A 17,168-nucleotide genomic window follows, 5' to 3' on the forward strand; every position below is an offset into this window, starting at 1 on the left:
TAAATATACTATAATGGGTGTAGAAAAAAACAAGCTTAATGAAAAATATTATGTTTGTTTATTAGCTAATGAAAGTTCGTTTGATTTATATTTAAAATCCTCTTTTAGTAGACGTCATCCTGTTCCAAGATTATATGGTACTATCTACACTAGAAGTTCTACCAATCCCATTGCTAAATGTAAGATTGAAGACATTTTTGCAGAAGACAAACATGTGGGAAATGGAACAATTCTATTGAATTATGCAAAGAAATATTTAAAATCAATTGGTGTAAGAGAAATATATGGTGAGTTATCCTTTGTTGATAAAGACCATTTTGATGTATTAGAAAAATTCTATAGGTTCAATGATTTTATAGTAACTTTTGATGAAGAGAGAACAAGTGGAAGTATTGAAATTTCTATTTAAATTCTAAAAACGAAATATACTCTTTAGTCCTCTACAATTCATTGTAGAGGGCTTTTATTATGCGCAATGAGTGCAATCAAGATGGCCAACAGTACATGTTACTGATTCTCGATGCGTCTCACGGCTTTTTATTTTAGGGCAAAGGATTGGTGATGTTATTGGAACATACTACGACAGTCGAGCACCGCCTGACAGATCACGAAAAACGTCTGCAATTTTTAGAAAAGCAGGATGTGAAAAAAAGTAAGCAACTTGAAAATATTGAACAAAGCTATATGAAATTAGAAAATACAATACTTAAAGAAAATCAGGAAACACGAAATCTTTTTAAGGAACTTACAGACCGACAATGGTCGTTGATTGAAGGTCGTGAAAAAGCGGAAGAAGCGAAAGAAATTCGTGATTATGAGTTAAATGCTTCAGAAAAGAAAGATGAACTTGAGTTTCGAAAACAAAAGTTTAGCTCTTATTTAGACTTAGCCATCAAGCTATTAACAGCTGGTGGCTTAATTTATTTACTAATCGAATCATTACTTAAAAATTAAACTTTGGAGGTATTTTATATGGATTTAACAAACATTTTTATTGTTGCAATGGCAATCGCTGCTATCGTTTTAGCAGTCTCAGAGGTGCTAAAAAAGACATTTAATATCAAAGCTCGTTACATGCCGATTACGTCTCTTGTAATCGGTATTTTAATTGGATTGGTTTTCACACCACTTTCTGAATACAACGCATATGTCATGGCTGTAGCAGGAGCAATTTCGGGTTTAACTGCCTCCGGCACATTTGATCTGGCAAAATCATTAACTAAAAAGGATGGTGCTCAATAATGGTAGTTATTCGTAAAAAGTTAGTTCCAGAATCATTAGCAGCAAAAATCACATATGGTAAGATCAATAAAAAAAATTATATCGTTGTACATGAAACGGATAATGATCGAACTGGCGCGGATGCTGATGCCCATGCTCGTCTACAGATGAACGGCAACAACAGACAAGCTAGTTGGAATTGGCAAGTTGATGATAAAGAAGCTGTACAATCATTTGAACATAATTGGGCTTGTTGGGCGGCTGGGTCCGACAAAGGCAACAAAGAAGGTATTCAGGTGGAGATGTGTGTTAATAGTGATGGCAATTACTTAAAAGCTGTACAAAATACCGCTGAACTCGTTGCTAAAATTATGAAAGAAGAAGGTATACCGATTAGTAATGTGGTCCAACATAATCATTTTAGTGGTAAAAATTGCCCTAGCAAAATGCGTGCTGGAAAGGTGAGTTGGTCTCAATTCATCGCAATGGTTAAAACAGCAAGTGGCGCTGTACAACAACCTAGTCCTATTACAGATAACAATAAATACCGTGTTTTAACAGGCACATATAGTACAATTCAAGCTGCAGAAAATGTTCTTGATGTATTAAAGTATCGTTTCGGTTGGATAGCTTACATCGAACCAGACGGAGCTAGATGGCGTGTTAAAACTGGAACGTTTACAGGTATAGATGCAGCGAAGGTAGGGGCGAAAAAAATTGAGACAGCTAAATTAGCTCGGGTAACAAATATAGTAGGTGCTTAATAGCGAAGACCAAGATAGCTTAATTAATTGCTGTCCTGGTCTTCGTCTCTTTTATTTAAATTATTTCATTATTTCTGATATATTAGTAGAATAGATAATTTTACATATGGAGGAAAATTAATGGATGTTTTTAGTAGTATTTTAGAAATACCTAGTGATACAGGTTATTGGCTAGTTCGTGCCGATGGAGGGAAATATTATGATGATTTTTTCCTAAATAATTTTATAGCTGTTTCAGATAACGAGATTACACTTGAGATGATTTCAAAGTACAATAAAGGAAGTCTTGTTGGTATTACAACAGAATTTTTTAAGGATATTTATAGTAAGGTTTATTCAGATTGGACATCTCAACAAGTCGCTCATGCTGTCAGTAGGACGCAAAAATTTATTGTAGAGATGAAAATTGGTGATTTAATATTAGTACCTTCTAGAAATTCAAAGGATTTTTTAATAGGTGTTATTACAAGTGATGTTTATCAGATAACAGAAGAAGAAGTTACTTCTAAAGTTGAGGTTAATTTTGCAATTAATCCATTTCTCAAAAGGAGAAATGTAAAATGGATAAAAGAGATATCTCGTCGTGAAATTTCTGATAAACTCTATTGGATATTATCAGCTCATCAAACTATATTTAATTTAGAGGAAAATAAAGATAATATTAATCAATTATTAGCACCAATATATGTGCAAGATGGAATATGTCATGGTACTATAAAAATTTCCAAAAAAGAAGGTTTGAACGTAAATGAATGGTATGATTTCTATTCAATCATTAAAGAGCATTCAGATGAGATGATTATTAAATCAAATGTACAAAGCCCTGGATTAATTGAGTTTGTAACAGAGAATGCTGGAACAATAATAGCAGTTACTACAGTTTTGAGTGGTTTTATAATTGGCGAAGTCAATATTATGGGGATAAAACTAAAAGGGATATTACCATATTTTCAATCACACAAAAAAGGTGAATTAGAGATGGAAGTGATGGTTGAGGAAAAAAGGGCAAAACAGTTAGAAAACGAGCGTACTCAATTTGAATTAGAAAAAGAACGAGAAATTTGGGAAACAAAAAAATTAGAGACTCAAGCTGAGCGGTTGAGGCTCCAACTTCAAATCTCTAATTTCGATGCAGGTAGGGTATTCGGAGATCAAATGCAAACGGATAATCAGGACGATCAGGATGCGGGTGAATCCTAAAAATACTACCAGCGATTATAATTAATAAAGTGAAAATTAACGGCATGTTAGGAATGAACAATGAAATCAACTTTGTAACAAGGTAAACAGAAGACAAGAGCAACGAATAACCATAAATTACTTGGATGAATTTCATAATATTTTTCCATTCCTTTCTTTTAGTTATCTTTATAATCGCATTAATTGCATTTTTTATCAAGAAATAAAAACAAGATTATACATGAAGGTAGTTGAATATTCAAGGAAACTGCAGAACTTGTTGTGTGAAATAATTATAATAAAATTAATATGAAATAGCAAGAACGTTTGTTCTTATTTTGGTTTACTACTTTTTCCTCACTATTCTATCCTCATATGTAAAAAGATGTAACCAGGCTTAGTCATTAGCCTGGTCTATTTACATTTCTGTCCGTATTTTTTGGTACCCAAAATACTTCACGTGAGAATACATACAGTTAATCAAATAAATAAAGGTAGCTTTAAAATACTCAATAGGGAACTTAAAAACAAGAATTTAACAATAGGTAAATTATGTATTTCGAAGGACTTTGGTTATTTTTCTAGAATATATTTGAAGAAGATTAAATTTGTGTATAGGAGCAAGGACTATGGAGATAAATTATTTACCCTTGGAAGTGATAGAAGATGACAAACTTAGTTTTGAATCAAAAGCTATTGAAATAGCATCATCCATTAATGAATATCCATCTTATTTACCTTATTCGATTAGTATTAGAGGTCCATGGGGATCTGGAAAGTCTACTATGTTAAATTTCATTGAACATTACTTAAATAATGATAAGTGTAGAGTAATTCGCTTTAACCCGTGGATAATTACTGATCGCGATAGTTTAATAAATTCTCTTTTCGAAGAAATTTATTATCAGATAGATGGTGGGCTAACAAAAACAAAAGAAAAGTTTATTGATTATGCTCTAAAAATTGTTCCGTCTGCCACTAAAGTAGCCACTTACTTTGGAGCAATATCAAATGGCTTAGAACCGGGAAGTGCAAGTACGTTATCTAGTGGAACTAGTGAATCAGTAAAAGGAGTTGGGGAGATACTATTTAATAAGCCCTTGTCTAGAAGGAAGAAGGAATTATATGAAGAGATGTACAGGACTCATATTGGAACAGATAATAAGATAGTTGTAATGATAGATGAACTTGATAGACTTTTTCCTGATGAGATAATTACAATTTTTCAGATGATAAAATCTGCATTGGATTTACCTGGACTTATTTTTATTGTAGCTATGGATGAAATAATGATTCATGAAGCATTGGAGAATAAAGGGATTAGTCGATCTAAGCAATATTTGGACAAGATTTTTCAAAATAATTATTATATTAATACTAAATATCAACTAAGAACATTAGTAGAGCATTTTTTGATAAGTACCCTAGATCCAACTCAACTTCCAGATAAAGTATTAATAGAATGTTTAGATGTGTACTTTTATTTAAACAGAGATAAATTTATTTCATCCAACATTTCCCGATTTAATGAAACCTTTAAGAAGGATGATAATAATTGGGATTTAAATTCATTAGATCCGAAGCAAATAAATTCTTCATATATGACAATATTTGAAATGTTAAATGATGAATTGAATCTTAAAAACCCAAGAACATTTTTGTATTTTTCGAAACGCTTAAAAGAAATTTGGCCAGGCTATTTTGAAAGTGTTTTAAAGAAGTATTTATACCGTGATTTTTCTATACATACAGCATTTTTAATTCTTATTGCCTATATTTTTTATCCAACTAAGTGTGAGGAACGAACATTCAAAAATAATTATGTCAAAGATGATATCACAGAGGTTTTTCTAAAGTCTGTGAGAGAACATGTTAGTTTGATTACCCCAAATTATGTAAGACATGAAAGTAACTATCTTGAAATTTATGAATTAAAGGATGTAATACCTTGCGCAACAATATTTTTAAATCCATATCCTGACATATTACAAAAAAGCAAGAAAAACTTACATTATGAACAAGGGAAATGAAAATTAATAGGGGTATCATTAAATAATTTTAACCAAATTGTAAGTTCGGAAAATTTGGCGTGGATATGTCAGGGAAATTAGAAATACATTATAAAGAAGGAGTTTTAGTATGGAAATAAAAGTAACGGCGGAAGTATATAGGTTAGGAATATTAATAGGTCTTTATACTGTTCAAGATGTAATTAAATGGGCTGATAATGTTATTGAAAGTCTTGATAATCCACCTTATGAAATAATTGAAATATCATTGTCTTCACAGGAAAAACCCGTTGATGTCTGTTCGAAATTGAAATTGTTCAACGGAGATTTAAACGACCTTCCTTCTAAGATATTACTCGGACTACTGAACGAATATTATCTTTCAACCAACAACTTATCAGAAATTTTTTCAATGTTAACTCGATTAAGTGACCATTTACAGTTAGAAGAAAGTAATAAGTGGATAGAGGTTGAAATGATTTACTTATCGGATGCTTTTTATCTAGCAGATCAAAATATATATGGTGATTTGAAAGAAGTGGGTAACAATTTTAAGAATTATTTATCTCAGTTCGAAGATTATGTAAAATATTTATCTGTATAGTGGCTTTTATGAATTACATTAATCTGAAATATGATTGGGAAACCCTGATAGAGGATAGGGTTTCCCTAAAATTCATTTGAAAAACAACATTAAACATTAATACAATCATATCCTGTTTAATAGTAGTTATAATTACTTTGATAAAATTTCTAACGTACCTGTCCGAAACGAGTTTTATAAATATATAATTTTTTGTTGGGGCACCATTTTTAAAAAAACTACGAGTGCCCCAGAAAGTGCCCCAAAAAGTGCCCCAGTTAAATACATTTAAATACACTTAGATAGAAAGGTATAATAATCTCCAATTTGCAAAACCTTGATATTATGCACATCAAAAAATTAAAAACATCAGGATAGAAACCAAGGTCATAAGGATTACTTATTGAAAAAGATAATATTAATGTAATTTACTTATGAATATAAATGAGCTATCATGGGTATTGGAGAAAAGATGCTTTAAAATTTATATAGCCTTTTCAAAAAGATATTTAGGGGGATCCGCAAATGGCACAAGGTAATTTACACAACAGCCGCGCATCATTCGAAGTTAATGGTAAAACTTATAATTACTATGACTTAGCTGCGATTGAAAAAGCTGGCGTTGCAAAAGTTTCAAACCTTCCTTACTCAATCAAAGTATTATTAGAATCAGTTTTACGTCAATATGATGCATACGTTATCAAAGAAGAGCACGTAAACGAATTAGCAAAATGGGGTAACGGTGCAGATCCAGAAGCAGAAGTACCATTCAAACCTTCTCGCGTAGTATTACAAGACTTCACTGGTGTACCAGTAGTAGTTGACCTTGCTTCTCTACGTTCTGCTATGAAAGAAATGGGTGGAGACCCAAGCAAAATCAACCCTGCTATTCCAGTTGACCTTGTAATTGACCACTCAGTACAAGTTGACAAATACGGTAATGCATCTGCATTAGCAGCAAACATGGACCTAGAATTCGAACGTAACGCTGAGCGTTATAACTTCTTAAAATGGGCTCAAACTGCTTACGATAACTTCCGTGCTGTACCACCAGCAACTGGTATCGTTCACCAAGTAAACTTAGAGTATTTAGCTCCAGTTGTACACGTGAACGAAAATGCTGACGGTACATTCGAAACTTTCCCAGATTCAGTAGTAGGTACTGACTCACATACAACAATGATCAACGGTATCGGCGTTCTTGGATGGGGCGTTGGTGGTATCGAAGCTGAAGCAGGTATGCTTGGTCAACCTTCATACTTCCCAATCCCAGAAGTTATCGGTGTTAAATTAGTTGGCGATCTTCCAAACGGAACTACTGCTACTGACTTAGCATTAAAAGTAACTCAAGTATTACGTCAACGTGGCGTAGTTGGTAAATTCGTTGAGTTCTTCGGACCTGGCGTAACTAAATTACCACTAGCTGACCGTGCGACAATCTCTAACATGGCTCCTGAATATGGTGCTACATGTGGTTTCTTCGCAATTGACGAAGAATCATTAAACTACATGCGTTTAACTGGTCGTGACGAAGAGCACATTGCGGTTGTAGAATCTTACTTAAAAGCTAACCACATGTTCTTCGATCCAACTTTAGAGCCAGTTTACACTGACGTATTAGAAGTAAACTTAGCTGAAATCGAACCAAACCTTTCTGGTCCAAAACGTCCACAAGACTTAATTCCACTATCACAAATGCGTACTCGTTACAAAGAAGCAGTAGTGGCACCACAAGGTACACAAGGTTTCGGTTTAACTGAAGATGAATTCGCAAAAACTTCTGTAGCTAAATTTGCTGAAGGTGATGTAGAAATCCCAACAGGTGCTGTAGCAATCGCTGCAATCACTTCTTGTACAAATACATCTAACCCTTACGTATTAATCGCTGCGGGCTTAGTTGCGAAAAAAGCTGTAGAAAAAGGTCTAACTGTGCCTAAATGGGTAAAAACTTCTTTAGCACCAGGTTCTAAAGTAGTAACTGGTTACCTTGAAGATTCAGGTTTACAAACTTACCTTGACCAAATCGGTTTCAACACTGTAGGTTACGGTTGTACAACATGTATCGGTAACTCAGGTCCATTACTTCCTGAAATCGAAGACGCTATCAAAGAGAACGACTTATTCGTAACTTCAGTTCTTTCTGGTAACCGTAACTTCGAAGGTCGTGTACACCCACTTGTAAAAGCTAACTACTTAGCTTCACCACCACTTGTTGTTGCTTATGCACTTGCTGGTACTGTGGATATCGACCTACAAAAAGATTCATTCGGTAAAGACAAAGATGGCAACGAAGTATTCTTCGCTGATATCTGGCCTTCAACTGAAGAAGTTAACGCTGTATTAGGTACTGTAGTTAACCGTGAATTATTCCAAAAAGAATACGAAACTGTATTCACAGCAAACGAAAAATGGAATGCAATTGAAACATCAACTGAGTCTCTATACACATTTGATGACAAATCAACTTACATCCAAAACCCACCATTCTTCCAAGGTCTTGCGAAAGAGCCAGAAGCTATCAAAGGCTTAGAAGGCTTGCGCATTATGGCGAAGTTCGGTGACTCAATTACAACTGACCATATTTCTCCAGCTGGTGCAATCGGTAAAGATACACCTGCAGGTAAATATTTAATCGAAAACGGTGTTGCAATCCGTGACTTCAACTCATATGGTTCTCGTCGTGGTAACCACGAAGTTATGATGCGTGGTACATTTGCAAACATCCGTATCCGTAACCAAGTTGCTCCTGGTACAGAAGGTGGTTTCACTACTTACTGGCCAACAGGTGAAGTAGAGTACATCTATGACGCATGTATGAAATACCAAGCACAAGGTACTGGCTTAGTAGTACTTGCTGGTAACGACTACGGTATGGGTTCTTCTCGTGACTGGGCTGCTAAAGGTACTAACTTACTTGGTATCAAAACAGTTATCGCACAATCTTACGAGCGTATCCACCGTTCTAACTTAGTAATGATGGGTGTTCTTCCACTTCAATTCATGCCAGGTGAATCAGCTGATACTTTAGGCTTAACTGGTAAAGAAGAAATCTCTGTAAACATTACTGATAACGTGAAACCACGTGAAATCTTAACAGTTACTGCTAAATCTGAAGACGGATCAGTTAAAACTTTCCAAGCTTTAGCTCGTTTCGACTCAGAAGTAGAAGTAGACTACTACCGTCACGGTGGTATCCTACAAATGGTTCTTCGCGCGAAAGCTGCTCAATAATCATTTAACTAAAAAACCGATCTCTTAGGAGATCGGTTTTTTGTGTTTGTACATAAAAAATGCGTGGATTGGTTATGGAGTGAGAGTCTTTTTAAAAGCTTTACTTTTCTTCAGTTTCCAACTGTTTGTAATAGTTTTCTACAATAGGATAAATATCCGGGTTTGAATCATAGTAGGTATTATCAATTTCACTTAATGTGAATTTAAATTTTCTTTCACTATCAAAAAGAGTAATACCATATCTCCATCCAACACGTGTTTCTTGATTGTCTTGCGGAGTATACTTTATATCTTTAATCAGAGCAATGAAATCATTGATTTGTTCTTGCCTAGTTATCGATTTTGAAGCACCAGTTGAACCATCTTGGATGACCACTTTATCTATATTTTCAATTTTTGCATCCTTATAAATAGTTTCTAGTGTTTGCGTTTTCCCATTTGTACAAGCAGAAACCAAAAAAAGACTTACTAACAAAATTAGAAACAAAAATTTTTTCATTAGACTGCCTCCAAAATTTTCATTCTTTTGCCAATTAGACGAAATAATTTACTAATAGTTACAAATATTAGGCGTGCTATTGCCTCGATAATGGTAGATAGAACTCTTGATGATGGATATAACCTCCGATATCGTGGATAGAACAACCGAAATCGTGGATAGAGAACCTCCAATGACGGAAAGCCCCATCGAAACGAAGGAAAGAACGGACGAAACGAAGAATCGCAAACATCGCTAATAAAACCGCGAACATCGCTGATAGAACCACAAACATCGCTGATAAAACCGCAAACATCGCTGATAGAACCACAAACATCGCTGATAGAACCACAAACATCGCTGATAGAATCGCAAACATCGCTGATAAAACCGCAAACATCGCTGATAGAACCACAAACATCGCTGATAGAATTGCAAAAAGCTTGTTAGCAGCGAAACTTTATGGTTTAGCGGCGTTCTTTGCTTGGTTGGCGGCGCAATTCTATGGTTTAGCGGCGTTCTTTGTGTGGTTTGCGGCGAAACTCAAAGTTTTAGCGGCGAATTCCAACGTAGTCTATAAAATTTAGGAAAACTAAAATCGGGTTGAAAAACTTTGTATAGAATTTTACACAATATTAAGGACTTGACAGAAGAATCGGCAGAGCGACGGAAGAACCCGCCGAAGTGACGGAAAGAATCACCAGAGCGACGGATGGAACCATTGAAACGACGGAAAGAACAGCCATAACGACGGAAAGCCCCATCCTAAAATGAAGGGATTACCCAGTCAAAGCTGCCATTCTAACCATCAAAATAACGGGATCATCAAATCAATAGTTAGAACCGCAATTATTAATTTGTCTAAACACTAGATTTGTTCCTCAAACTAAAGAACTGTAAACAAATGGCGAAGGACATAGAGATTACTGCGAAATAAATCAATGTTATTGTTCCAATGTGTAAGGAAAGTACAATACCGCCTAAGCTTGCACCGATTGCACTGCCTAAATAATTTACTGAACTGTTTAATGCTACTGCAGAACTTCCATTTTTCGGATGAAACGATAGTAAAATATGTTGTTGAGGTGCTTGGCATGCCCACCCCATTACGCCCCAGACAAAGAATGGTAAGTATTTTAATATAGGTAAGTTTATCATTATTGGTATACAAATAAAGGATAAAGTTAAAGTAAATAAAATGATTGTAACTAAAGATTTTGGTTTTCCGAAATAGTCGATTAAGTAACCAATCATTATACTTCCAACTAAGCCACCGAAGCCCCATGCCCAAAGATATATCGTAATATTACTAGAGTCTGCCATTTCTTCTATTAAGGGAGATAGGTATGTGTATAATCCTAGGCTAGCAACACTGGCGAAAAATGTTATACATACGGTTATAGTTACTCCTTTATCTAGGAACATTTTTAATCGTTCGTTAAGTGCAGGGGGAGGTGTTGTTGGGAAATCAGGCAAAAAAATAACCATACATACAACAGCAATGACACCGATTATCACTAATAGCCAAAGTGTTACTTTCCAATCAAATACGTTCGATATATAGATGCCTAAAGGAACACCAAGCACTGTTCCCAAGCTCATTCCCCCTATAGTCAATCCTAGAGCTCTTCCTTTCTTGTCACTAGAAACAAACTTTGTAGAAGCCGCTACAGCTAAAGGTGAAAATAAGCCAGCGCCAGTTCCCGCAATTGCTCTCGATAGTAGAAGAATAGAAAAGGTCGGTGCTAAAGCTGTGATGCTATTCGCTATCGTAAAGATTAACATTGACCATATTAAGATTTTTTTAATTGGTTTTCCAGCAAGTAAAGAAGAAAATACCGGCGCTGATATTGCGTAAAATAACGTGAAAATGCTTACAGTTTGGCCAACTTGCGCTGTACTTTTTTGATACGTATCACTAATTCCTGGGAGAAGCCCTGCGATCACATAGGCATCAAAACCTAAGGCAAACATGCCAAAGGATAATAATAAAACATTTTTCATTTATAGAACCTCCATATATTAATGATGCTAAGTAATATGTCGATTAGATAACCTATAACAATATGTTATAATCGAAGTACCATCTATATTTAATAGGTTACTAAAAAACGTTGAATATGGAACAATCACTATTTTATAGGGGTATAACAAACCGTTATAGGGTATGGAGGAATACAATGAATACAGAATGGTTACATAGTTTTATTGCTGCTGCCAATCAAAAAAGTTTTTCTAAAGCTGCTCAAATCACGAATCTATCCCAACCTGCACTAAGTAAACATATACGAAACTTAGAGAATAATCTTGGCATCGAACTATTTCATAGGACATCCATTGGTATCGAATTAACAGAAGCTGGTGAACGTTTCTACACTCGAATTACACCCGTTTTGACGGAAATATCTGCTATTCGTAAAGAATTGCAACAATTTAGTCAAAGAAATCCTATTGCCATTGGTGCGCTGCCTAGCTTAGCCACTTACTATTTGCCAAACAAAATGCAAAAACTTAAGTTACTAGATCGACCTATAACATTAATGATTCAAAATACTTCAAACGAACTGCTACAATCTTTAGAAAAAGGTAGACTTGATGCAGTCTTTGTAGATGCCAAATATACCGGACAATCTTTGTGGACTTGGGAATTGTTTACGGAACCTTACTATGCGGTGTTTCCTGTGAATCATCGTTTTAATTCAAGAACAACAGTTGAGCTTGCAGAATTGTGTGAGGAGCCACTTATTGTTCATCAAGCTCCTTGTGATTCAAGGAAGGATATAGTAGAACAAATACAATCCCTTGGCTACACGCCGAATATCATAAGTGAAGTGAACTTTGGTGATTTCGTTTTTGGGGCTGTAACTTCTGGAATGGGAATTACGATTGTACCCGAGCTAATGGCTAAAAATATCAGTCATCTTCAACTTTTTGCTTTACCTATTCATAATTTTGGGAGATCCAGAACGATTTCATTAGTTACAAAAAATAAAGAATTAGGATCGAAATACTATCAATTAATATTAAATTAAATAGAAAAGAAGCTGTCTCCAAACGTTTAGAGGAGACAGCTTCTTTAAATTATTTAAACCCCATTAAATCCTTAACCTTTTTTGTATTTTCCTCAGATGTCAGCATTTCGAGTAAGCTAAATGCAACGTCGAATGCAGTTCCAGGATTTGATGATGTAATAATATGTTCAGTTTGAACAATTCGTTCATTGACGATGTCTGCACCATAGGATTGTAGTTGTGCTAATCGTTTACTTGTTGGATGATTATAAGTAGTAGCTTTTCGATTATTCAGCACTCCGCTATGACCTAAAATTAGGGAAGCTACACAAACCGTTGCAATCGGTTTTTTATGTTCATCGAAATGACGAACAACCGCCTGGAATTCCTCACTAAAAGCATCATCATAAAATCCAGCTTCCTCAAATCCACCAGGAATCGCCAGTGCATCAAAATCCTCTAATGAAATTTCATGCAGCAATTTTTCGGGAGCTACGTTAAAATTCCATGTACATTGCAATTGCTGATGCAATCCAACTGTCACGATCTCTGTTGTGCCGTCGCCCTCCCATTTATTCCAGCCAAGTACATCTGTAAAAACACTCGCTTCAACAGCCTCAAATCCATTTGCTAATAGTAATAATATTTTTTTCATGTTGGTAATACCTCCTTTATATGTTTAATTGTAAAGAAAAGGGCTATCTAATGACAGAAGCTGTATAATGTAATTCAGATGAATTGCTTTATAATAAAAGGAATTCTAAGAAATCTAATTTATTAAAAAAGGTGGATATGTATGGATCAAATAGATAAAGAAATTTTACAGCAATTGCAACGAAATGCAAAAATTTCGATGAAGGAATTAGCGGTGATGGTTCATTTATCCTCTCCAGCAGTTATTGAGCGTGTTAAAAAATTAGAAGAGCAGGGGATTATTGAAGCTTATAGCACAAAAGTAAATTTAAAAAAGCTAAATCGCGACATTCAGGCTATTATTTTATTTAAATCCATTGATTGTAAAAGTCTTTCGAATTTTTGTAACGCACATCCCGATGTCCTAGAGTGCTATCGTGTCGCGGGTGAAATCAGTTATATCGTCAAAATTGCGACCAATTCGGTAGAAACATTAGAGCAGTTTATCGATGACGCAATGCCTTATGGAACGCCATCAACTAATATTGTGCTTTCTTCAACAAAAAAAGAGGTCATTGCACCTTTTTCTGCTGAAAATTTAGAGTAATTGAGTCCGGAACTGAGGACAGCAGAGAAAAATCCATCATAAACAGATTTTATTTAAAAAAATCCAAAATAAAACAAACCTCTATACTGTGAACACCGTTTATAGGGCAGAGAGGGGGAGAGATGTTGCTTGAAATTAACGAACTCGAAGAAATAATGCAGCAGCATACAGAAAGGCTCATCCGACTTGCCTTTTATTACGTCAAAGATTTACAAAGTGCTGAAGATATCGTTCAAGATGTATTTATTAAATTTTACGATAATGAGCAAAACTATGAAGAAAGAGGAGAATTACGGGCATATTTATCGAGGCTCGTCATCAACAAAAGTAAAGATTATTTACGCAGCTGGACATACCGTAAAATACAAGTTCAACAGAAGATCTTTGCCAAGCAGGCTGTCACGAAAAGGGACATGCTAGTGCAGCAGGATGAACAAACCTTAGTCGAAAACGCCATCCTAGCACTACCATTAAAACAGCGAGAGGTCCTTATTTATTTTTATTTTGAGGAAATGCCTGTTATTAAAATTGCCGAGTTTTTAAGTATTCCTGAGAGTACGGTGAAAACGAGGCTACGTCGTGGACGAGAGCTATTAAAGCCAAAGCTACAGCATATTGAATGGGAGGTCCTGCTGCATGAGTAAAGCCGATGTGAGGGTATTAAATGATTTAACCGAAAGCAAAAATCGTGTTATGACCAATGTTGTACAGCATTTAGAACAGCGTGAGATGAAAAAAAGATCTTGGCGTTGGCAATATAGTGTAATGTCTATAATTTTAACAGTTTGTATTGGAATATTTCTGTATACCCAATTCAGCGGAAGTCAGGAGCAATCAGCTAGCATACCAACTGTATTGGATGAAAAATTTCTAAACTTCTATTTAGAAACGGATTCCCGGGTAAATGATCAGAAAAGGTCCAATGATGCAAAGAAGCAGAACTTTGAATCCTTTTTACAGATTGAATCTTTTTATGCTTACGCTCAATCAAAGGGGTTAGTACCTACGCAAAAACAAATTGATGAACAGCTTGAATCATTGGTGGAAGTAAGTGTAAATCAAAACGAAGCGAAACTTGCTGAACAATTACAAATGCTGAATCTTACAAAAGAAAAATATATCGAACAATATATTAAACCACTATCTTATAAATTAACTATAATCAATTCACTTTTGGAGCAGGAAAAGAGTCAATACAAAGATGTCAATAGGTGGATATTATATTTTCTAGTCATGAAAGATGCTTTGAACTATTTAGATAAGCACTATAGTCAAGAAATAGTAGCCTTACGTGAAAAATTTGATATTCCGGTTGGGGAAAAAGAACTCCATTCTAAACAGGGGATAATCGTAGCAATCAAGGAACATGAATTTTTAGTAGTTTCTTATGCAGACGCATCGGATATAGGTAAATTATCAATTGAAGACATTGTAAAAAAACATGGTAATGGTACGTGGTTCCCATTAATCGATGCTCCTACAACATTATCGCTTGGAGATGATGTAGAAGTGAAATATAGTACAGATTTAGTAGGAGAACAAGATGATCTTAAAATAAGATTTGCAGATATAGATAGCATGAAAATACTCGAAGATCATAAATGAATCAAGGCTAGACATTCGAAAATTTCAAGAATGTCTAGCTTTTTTATTAGCTGTTTTATATATTTGGATTAGGATACAATTATTGTGAGTATTTGTATGATGATGTTTTCTTAAAAAATAGGTGCTGGGGAGTGAATAAAGCATTGATAACTGTAATAATGGACAATTCGTTAGCATTTATTCTATCTTTTCCACTTATACTTATCTATTTTAAAAGTCTTTCCCAGGAGAATTCAGCTTGGCGTTGGACTTTGCCTCTTTGGTTTTTAAATCATAATATGATTAGATATTTAGTGTCTTTTGGTGATGACTTTTGGGTGGTGTTAATGTGGCAAATTCTTTTTGTTTGGCCATTATGTATAGGCATATATTATTTCTTATACAAAAAGGAAGATAAATGGGGATTTTATATAGGGTTAAAGAAAAAGAATGTCATTTTATTGGGAAGTCTACTCGTTTTATGCATTGGTTCACTTGGGATTAGTATGTATGATACTAATAAAAAAGTGATTGCCTTTCATGAACATGTAATGAAGGAGTTGCAAGATAGCTCTGACCGTCCGCAATATTTGATACAAAATAGTGTTACGCCATCTACTCTGCTCTCTTTGTCTGACCAAATCAATGAGGTCAGAAATGGAAAGGTGCGTGCGGCGACCTTTCTTTGGAAAAGCAAAGTAATTGTTGTAATGGACAACGAGCAGAAGGAGTTTACTTATGTACGGTTTAATGAGGGATGGAAGCTTGATGGTATATATCATGAAAGACATTTTGATTATTTAGAATAACAGCAAACATGAAAAGGAGAGAAACAGTGCGTATACTACAAAACGAAAACTTATTGAAGGAAGATGAATTAAAAGAAATACTCAAAGAATTACAAAGTGGAGCTATTACATGGCAGCACAAGGATCATACGGATCTCATTCAATCCATGATGCTACATATCGGTTCATTAGATAGTGAACTACGAGATGACTTAATTTATGGATCGTTTTATGACTTGATCCATGAAAAAAACTTACTAGAGCATGCACATTTAACGGAGCTCTTAGAGGAATGTTTGAATCATTTATTATATAAGGGTATCGAAGAAAGGGAATCGGATTTAGTATTTACCCGTACATTTACGTCGCTATTGATTGCCCTAATATTATTTAGAGATAACGCAGACGATTTTTTATCCCAACAGAAAATCGCTGATTGTAAAGATAAAATACTAGCTTATTTAGCAGCAGAGAAGGATGTAAGGGGCTATGTGCCAGTGAAAGGGTGGGCTCATAGTGTTGCCCATATGGCTGATGCAATCAATGAATTGGTGAAAAGTCCAAAATTAAATAAAGCCTCTTATATTGAAATTGTAAGGGCATTATACAACGCCATTTTGCAAGAAAATTATGCTTTCATACATAATGAAGATGAACGGGTTTTAGTACCTATTTTCACAATGCTTGGGCATGGTTTAGAGGAGCAAGAGATCATTAATTTACTGCAAGTATTACCTGCTACTTTAAGAGTAAAAAAAGAACAGCTCGATGTACAGCATCATAGAATCTTAGTTTTTAACTGTAAATCCTTTGTGAAAAGCTTTTATATTAAAACAAATGGGAATCCTAAGTTCGTGACTCTTCATAAAAGCATCGAAGCATGTCTTGATGAATTATAGGAACATTACTACCAATATTAGTACTTTGAAATTATTGACAGACGAAAATTAGTTTGTTAAGATGAGTGACAATAAAAGCATACAAATTCGTTGATGAGAAAGAGTAGTGTTTCATTTTGTTCTACAGAGAGCCGACATATTGGTGGAAGTCGGTGTGCAGGTGTTACATGAAGATCCTCTC

At 34.8% G+C, this 17,168-nt stretch carries 18 protein-coding genes and 1 other annotated feature (1 of these 19 running past the window's edge); of the genes, 14 read left to right on the forward strand and 4 right to left on the reverse strand.

Annotation, left to right across the window (positions count from 1 at the left end):
* From PVA17_RS02340 to acnA, 8 genes are all read left to right on the forward strand, one after another.
* A partial coding sequence (locus PVA17_RS02340) for a hypothetical protein (RefSeq protein WP_274066759.1) occupies positions 1–409 on the forward strand: 409 nt, incomplete at its 5' end.
* Positions 410–567: 158 nt separating this feature from the next.
* Positions 568–954 carry a hypothetical protein gene (locus tag PVA17_RS02345; RefSeq protein WP_274066760.1) on the forward strand — a complete coding sequence of 129 codons (387 nt, stop codon included), beginning with the start codon at positions 568–570 and terminating at the stop codon, positions 952–954.
* 18 nt (positions 955–972) lie between these two features.
* Positions 973–1,242: a holin gene (locus PVA17_RS02350; RefSeq protein WP_274066761.1), complete on the forward strand. Its 270-nt coding sequence runs from the start codon at positions 973–975 to the stop codon at positions 1,240–1,242.
* Complete coding sequence (locus PVA17_RS02355; protein WP_274066762.1) at positions 1,242–1,985, forward strand: peptidoglycan recognition protein family protein; 744 nt, start codon at positions 1,242–1,244, stop codon at positions 1,983–1,985. The genes PVA17_RS02350 and PVA17_RS02355 overlap by 1 nt, the downstream gene beginning before the upstream one ends.
* Before the next feature lie 120 nt (positions 1,986–2,105).
* The gene (locus tag PVA17_RS02360) at positions 2,106–3,185 is read left to right on the forward strand and encodes a hypothetical protein (RefSeq protein ID WP_274066763.1); all 1,080 of its coding nucleotides are present in this window, start codon (positions 2,106–2,108) and stop codon (positions 3,183–3,185) included.
* A 608-nt stretch (positions 3,186–3,793) separates the two neighbouring features.
* Complete coding sequence (locus PVA17_RS02365) at positions 3,794–5,194, forward strand: KAP family P-loop NTPase fold protein (protein WP_274066764.1); 1,401 nt, start codon at positions 3,794–3,796, stop codon at positions 5,192–5,194.
* Between the two features lie 109 nt (positions 5,195–5,303).
* Positions 5,304–5,777, forward strand: coding sequence for a hypothetical protein (locus PVA17_RS02370; protein ID WP_274066765.1), 474 nt, complete (start codon positions 5,304–5,306; stop codon positions 5,775–5,777).
* Positions 5,778–6,281: 504 nt separating this feature from the next.
* The gene (acnA, locus tag PVA17_RS02375) at positions 6,282–8,987 is read left to right on the forward strand and encodes an aconitate hydratase AcnA (RefSeq protein ID WP_132360763.1); all 2,706 of its coding nucleotides are present in this window, start codon (positions 6,282–6,284) and stop codon (positions 8,985–8,987) included.
* 100 nt (positions 8,988–9,087) lie between these two features.
* Here the strand turns inward: acnA and PVA17_RS02380 are convergent, their stop codons facing one another.
* From PVA17_RS02380 to PVA17_RS02390, 3 genes are all read right to left on the reverse strand, one after another.
* Positions 9,088–9,486: a hypothetical protein gene (locus PVA17_RS02380; protein ID WP_274066766.1), complete on the reverse strand. Its 399-nt coding sequence runs from the start codon at positions 9,484–9,486 to the stop codon at positions 9,088–9,090.
* A gap of 76 nt (positions 9,487–9,562) precedes the next feature.
* On the reverse strand, positions 9,563–9,880 hold the full coding sequence (locus tag PVA17_RS02385; protein WP_274066767.1) for a hypothetical protein: 318 nt from the start codon (positions 9,878–9,880) through the stop codon (positions 9,563–9,565).
* A gap of 446 nt (positions 9,881–10,326) precedes the next feature.
* Positions 10,327–11,469: an MFS transporter gene (locus tag PVA17_RS02390; protein ID WP_274066768.1), complete on the reverse strand. Its 1,143-nt coding sequence runs from the start codon at positions 11,467–11,469 to the stop codon at positions 10,327–10,329.
* A 176-nt stretch (positions 11,470–11,645) separates the two neighbouring features.
* Between PVA17_RS02390 and PVA17_RS02395 the strand changes: the two genes are divergently transcribed.
* Entirely contained in the window at positions 11,646–12,497 is an 852-nt protein-coding gene (locus PVA17_RS02395) for a LysR family transcriptional regulator (protein ID WP_274066769.1), read from the forward strand.
* 49 nt (positions 12,498–12,546) lie between these two features.
* On the opposite strand, the gene PVA17_RS02400 is transcribed toward PVA17_RS02395, so the two are convergent.
* A complete protein-coding gene (locus tag PVA17_RS02400) occupies positions 12,547–13,131 on the reverse strand; it encodes a DJ-1/PfpI family protein (RefSeq protein WP_248716063.1) in 585 nt (194 codons plus the stop codon).
* A 141-nt stretch (positions 13,132–13,272) separates the two neighbouring features.
* Here PVA17_RS02400 and PVA17_RS02405 point away from each other — a divergent pair, with 141 nt between their 5' ends.
* The 5 genes from PVA17_RS02405 (at position 13,273) to PVA17_RS02425 (ending at position 16,987) form a co-directional block, all read left to right on the forward strand.
* Complete coding sequence (locus PVA17_RS02405; protein ID WP_274066770.1) at positions 13,273–13,716, forward strand: Lrp/AsnC family transcriptional regulator; 444 nt, start codon at positions 13,273–13,275, stop codon at positions 13,714–13,716.
* Between the two features lie 122 nt (positions 13,717–13,838).
* Entirely contained in the window at positions 13,839–14,360 is a 522-nt protein-coding gene (locus PVA17_RS02410; RefSeq protein ID WP_274066771.1) for a sigma-70 family RNA polymerase sigma factor, read from the forward strand.
* Positions 14,353–15,321 carry a hypothetical protein gene (locus tag PVA17_RS02415; RefSeq protein WP_274066772.1) on the forward strand — a complete coding sequence of 323 codons (969 nt, stop codon included), beginning with the start codon at positions 14,353–14,355 and terminating at the stop codon, positions 15,319–15,321. Before PVA17_RS02410 ends, PVA17_RS02415 begins: the two co-directional genes overlap by 8 nt.
* Before the next feature lie 131 nt (positions 15,322–15,452).
* Complete coding sequence (locus PVA17_RS02420) at positions 15,453–16,109, forward strand: hypothetical protein (RefSeq protein WP_274066773.1); 657 nt, start codon at positions 15,453–15,455, stop codon at positions 16,107–16,109.
* Between the two features lie 26 nt (positions 16,110–16,135).
* Positions 16,136–16,987 (forward strand): DUF2785 domain-containing protein, encoded by an 852-nt coding sequence (locus PVA17_RS02425; protein WP_274066774.1) that lies wholly within the window; start codon positions 16,136–16,138, stop codon positions 16,985–16,987.
* 81 nt (positions 16,988–17,068) lie between these two features.
* Positions 17,069–17,168, forward strand: a binding site (T-box leader) (it continues 140 nt past the right edge of the window).

It is taken from the genome of Lysinibacillus sp. CNPSo 3705 (assembly GCF_028674935.1).
In the GTDB taxonomy this organism is placed as follows: Bacteria; Bacillota; Bacilli; order Bacillales_A; family Planococcaceae; genus Lysinibacillus.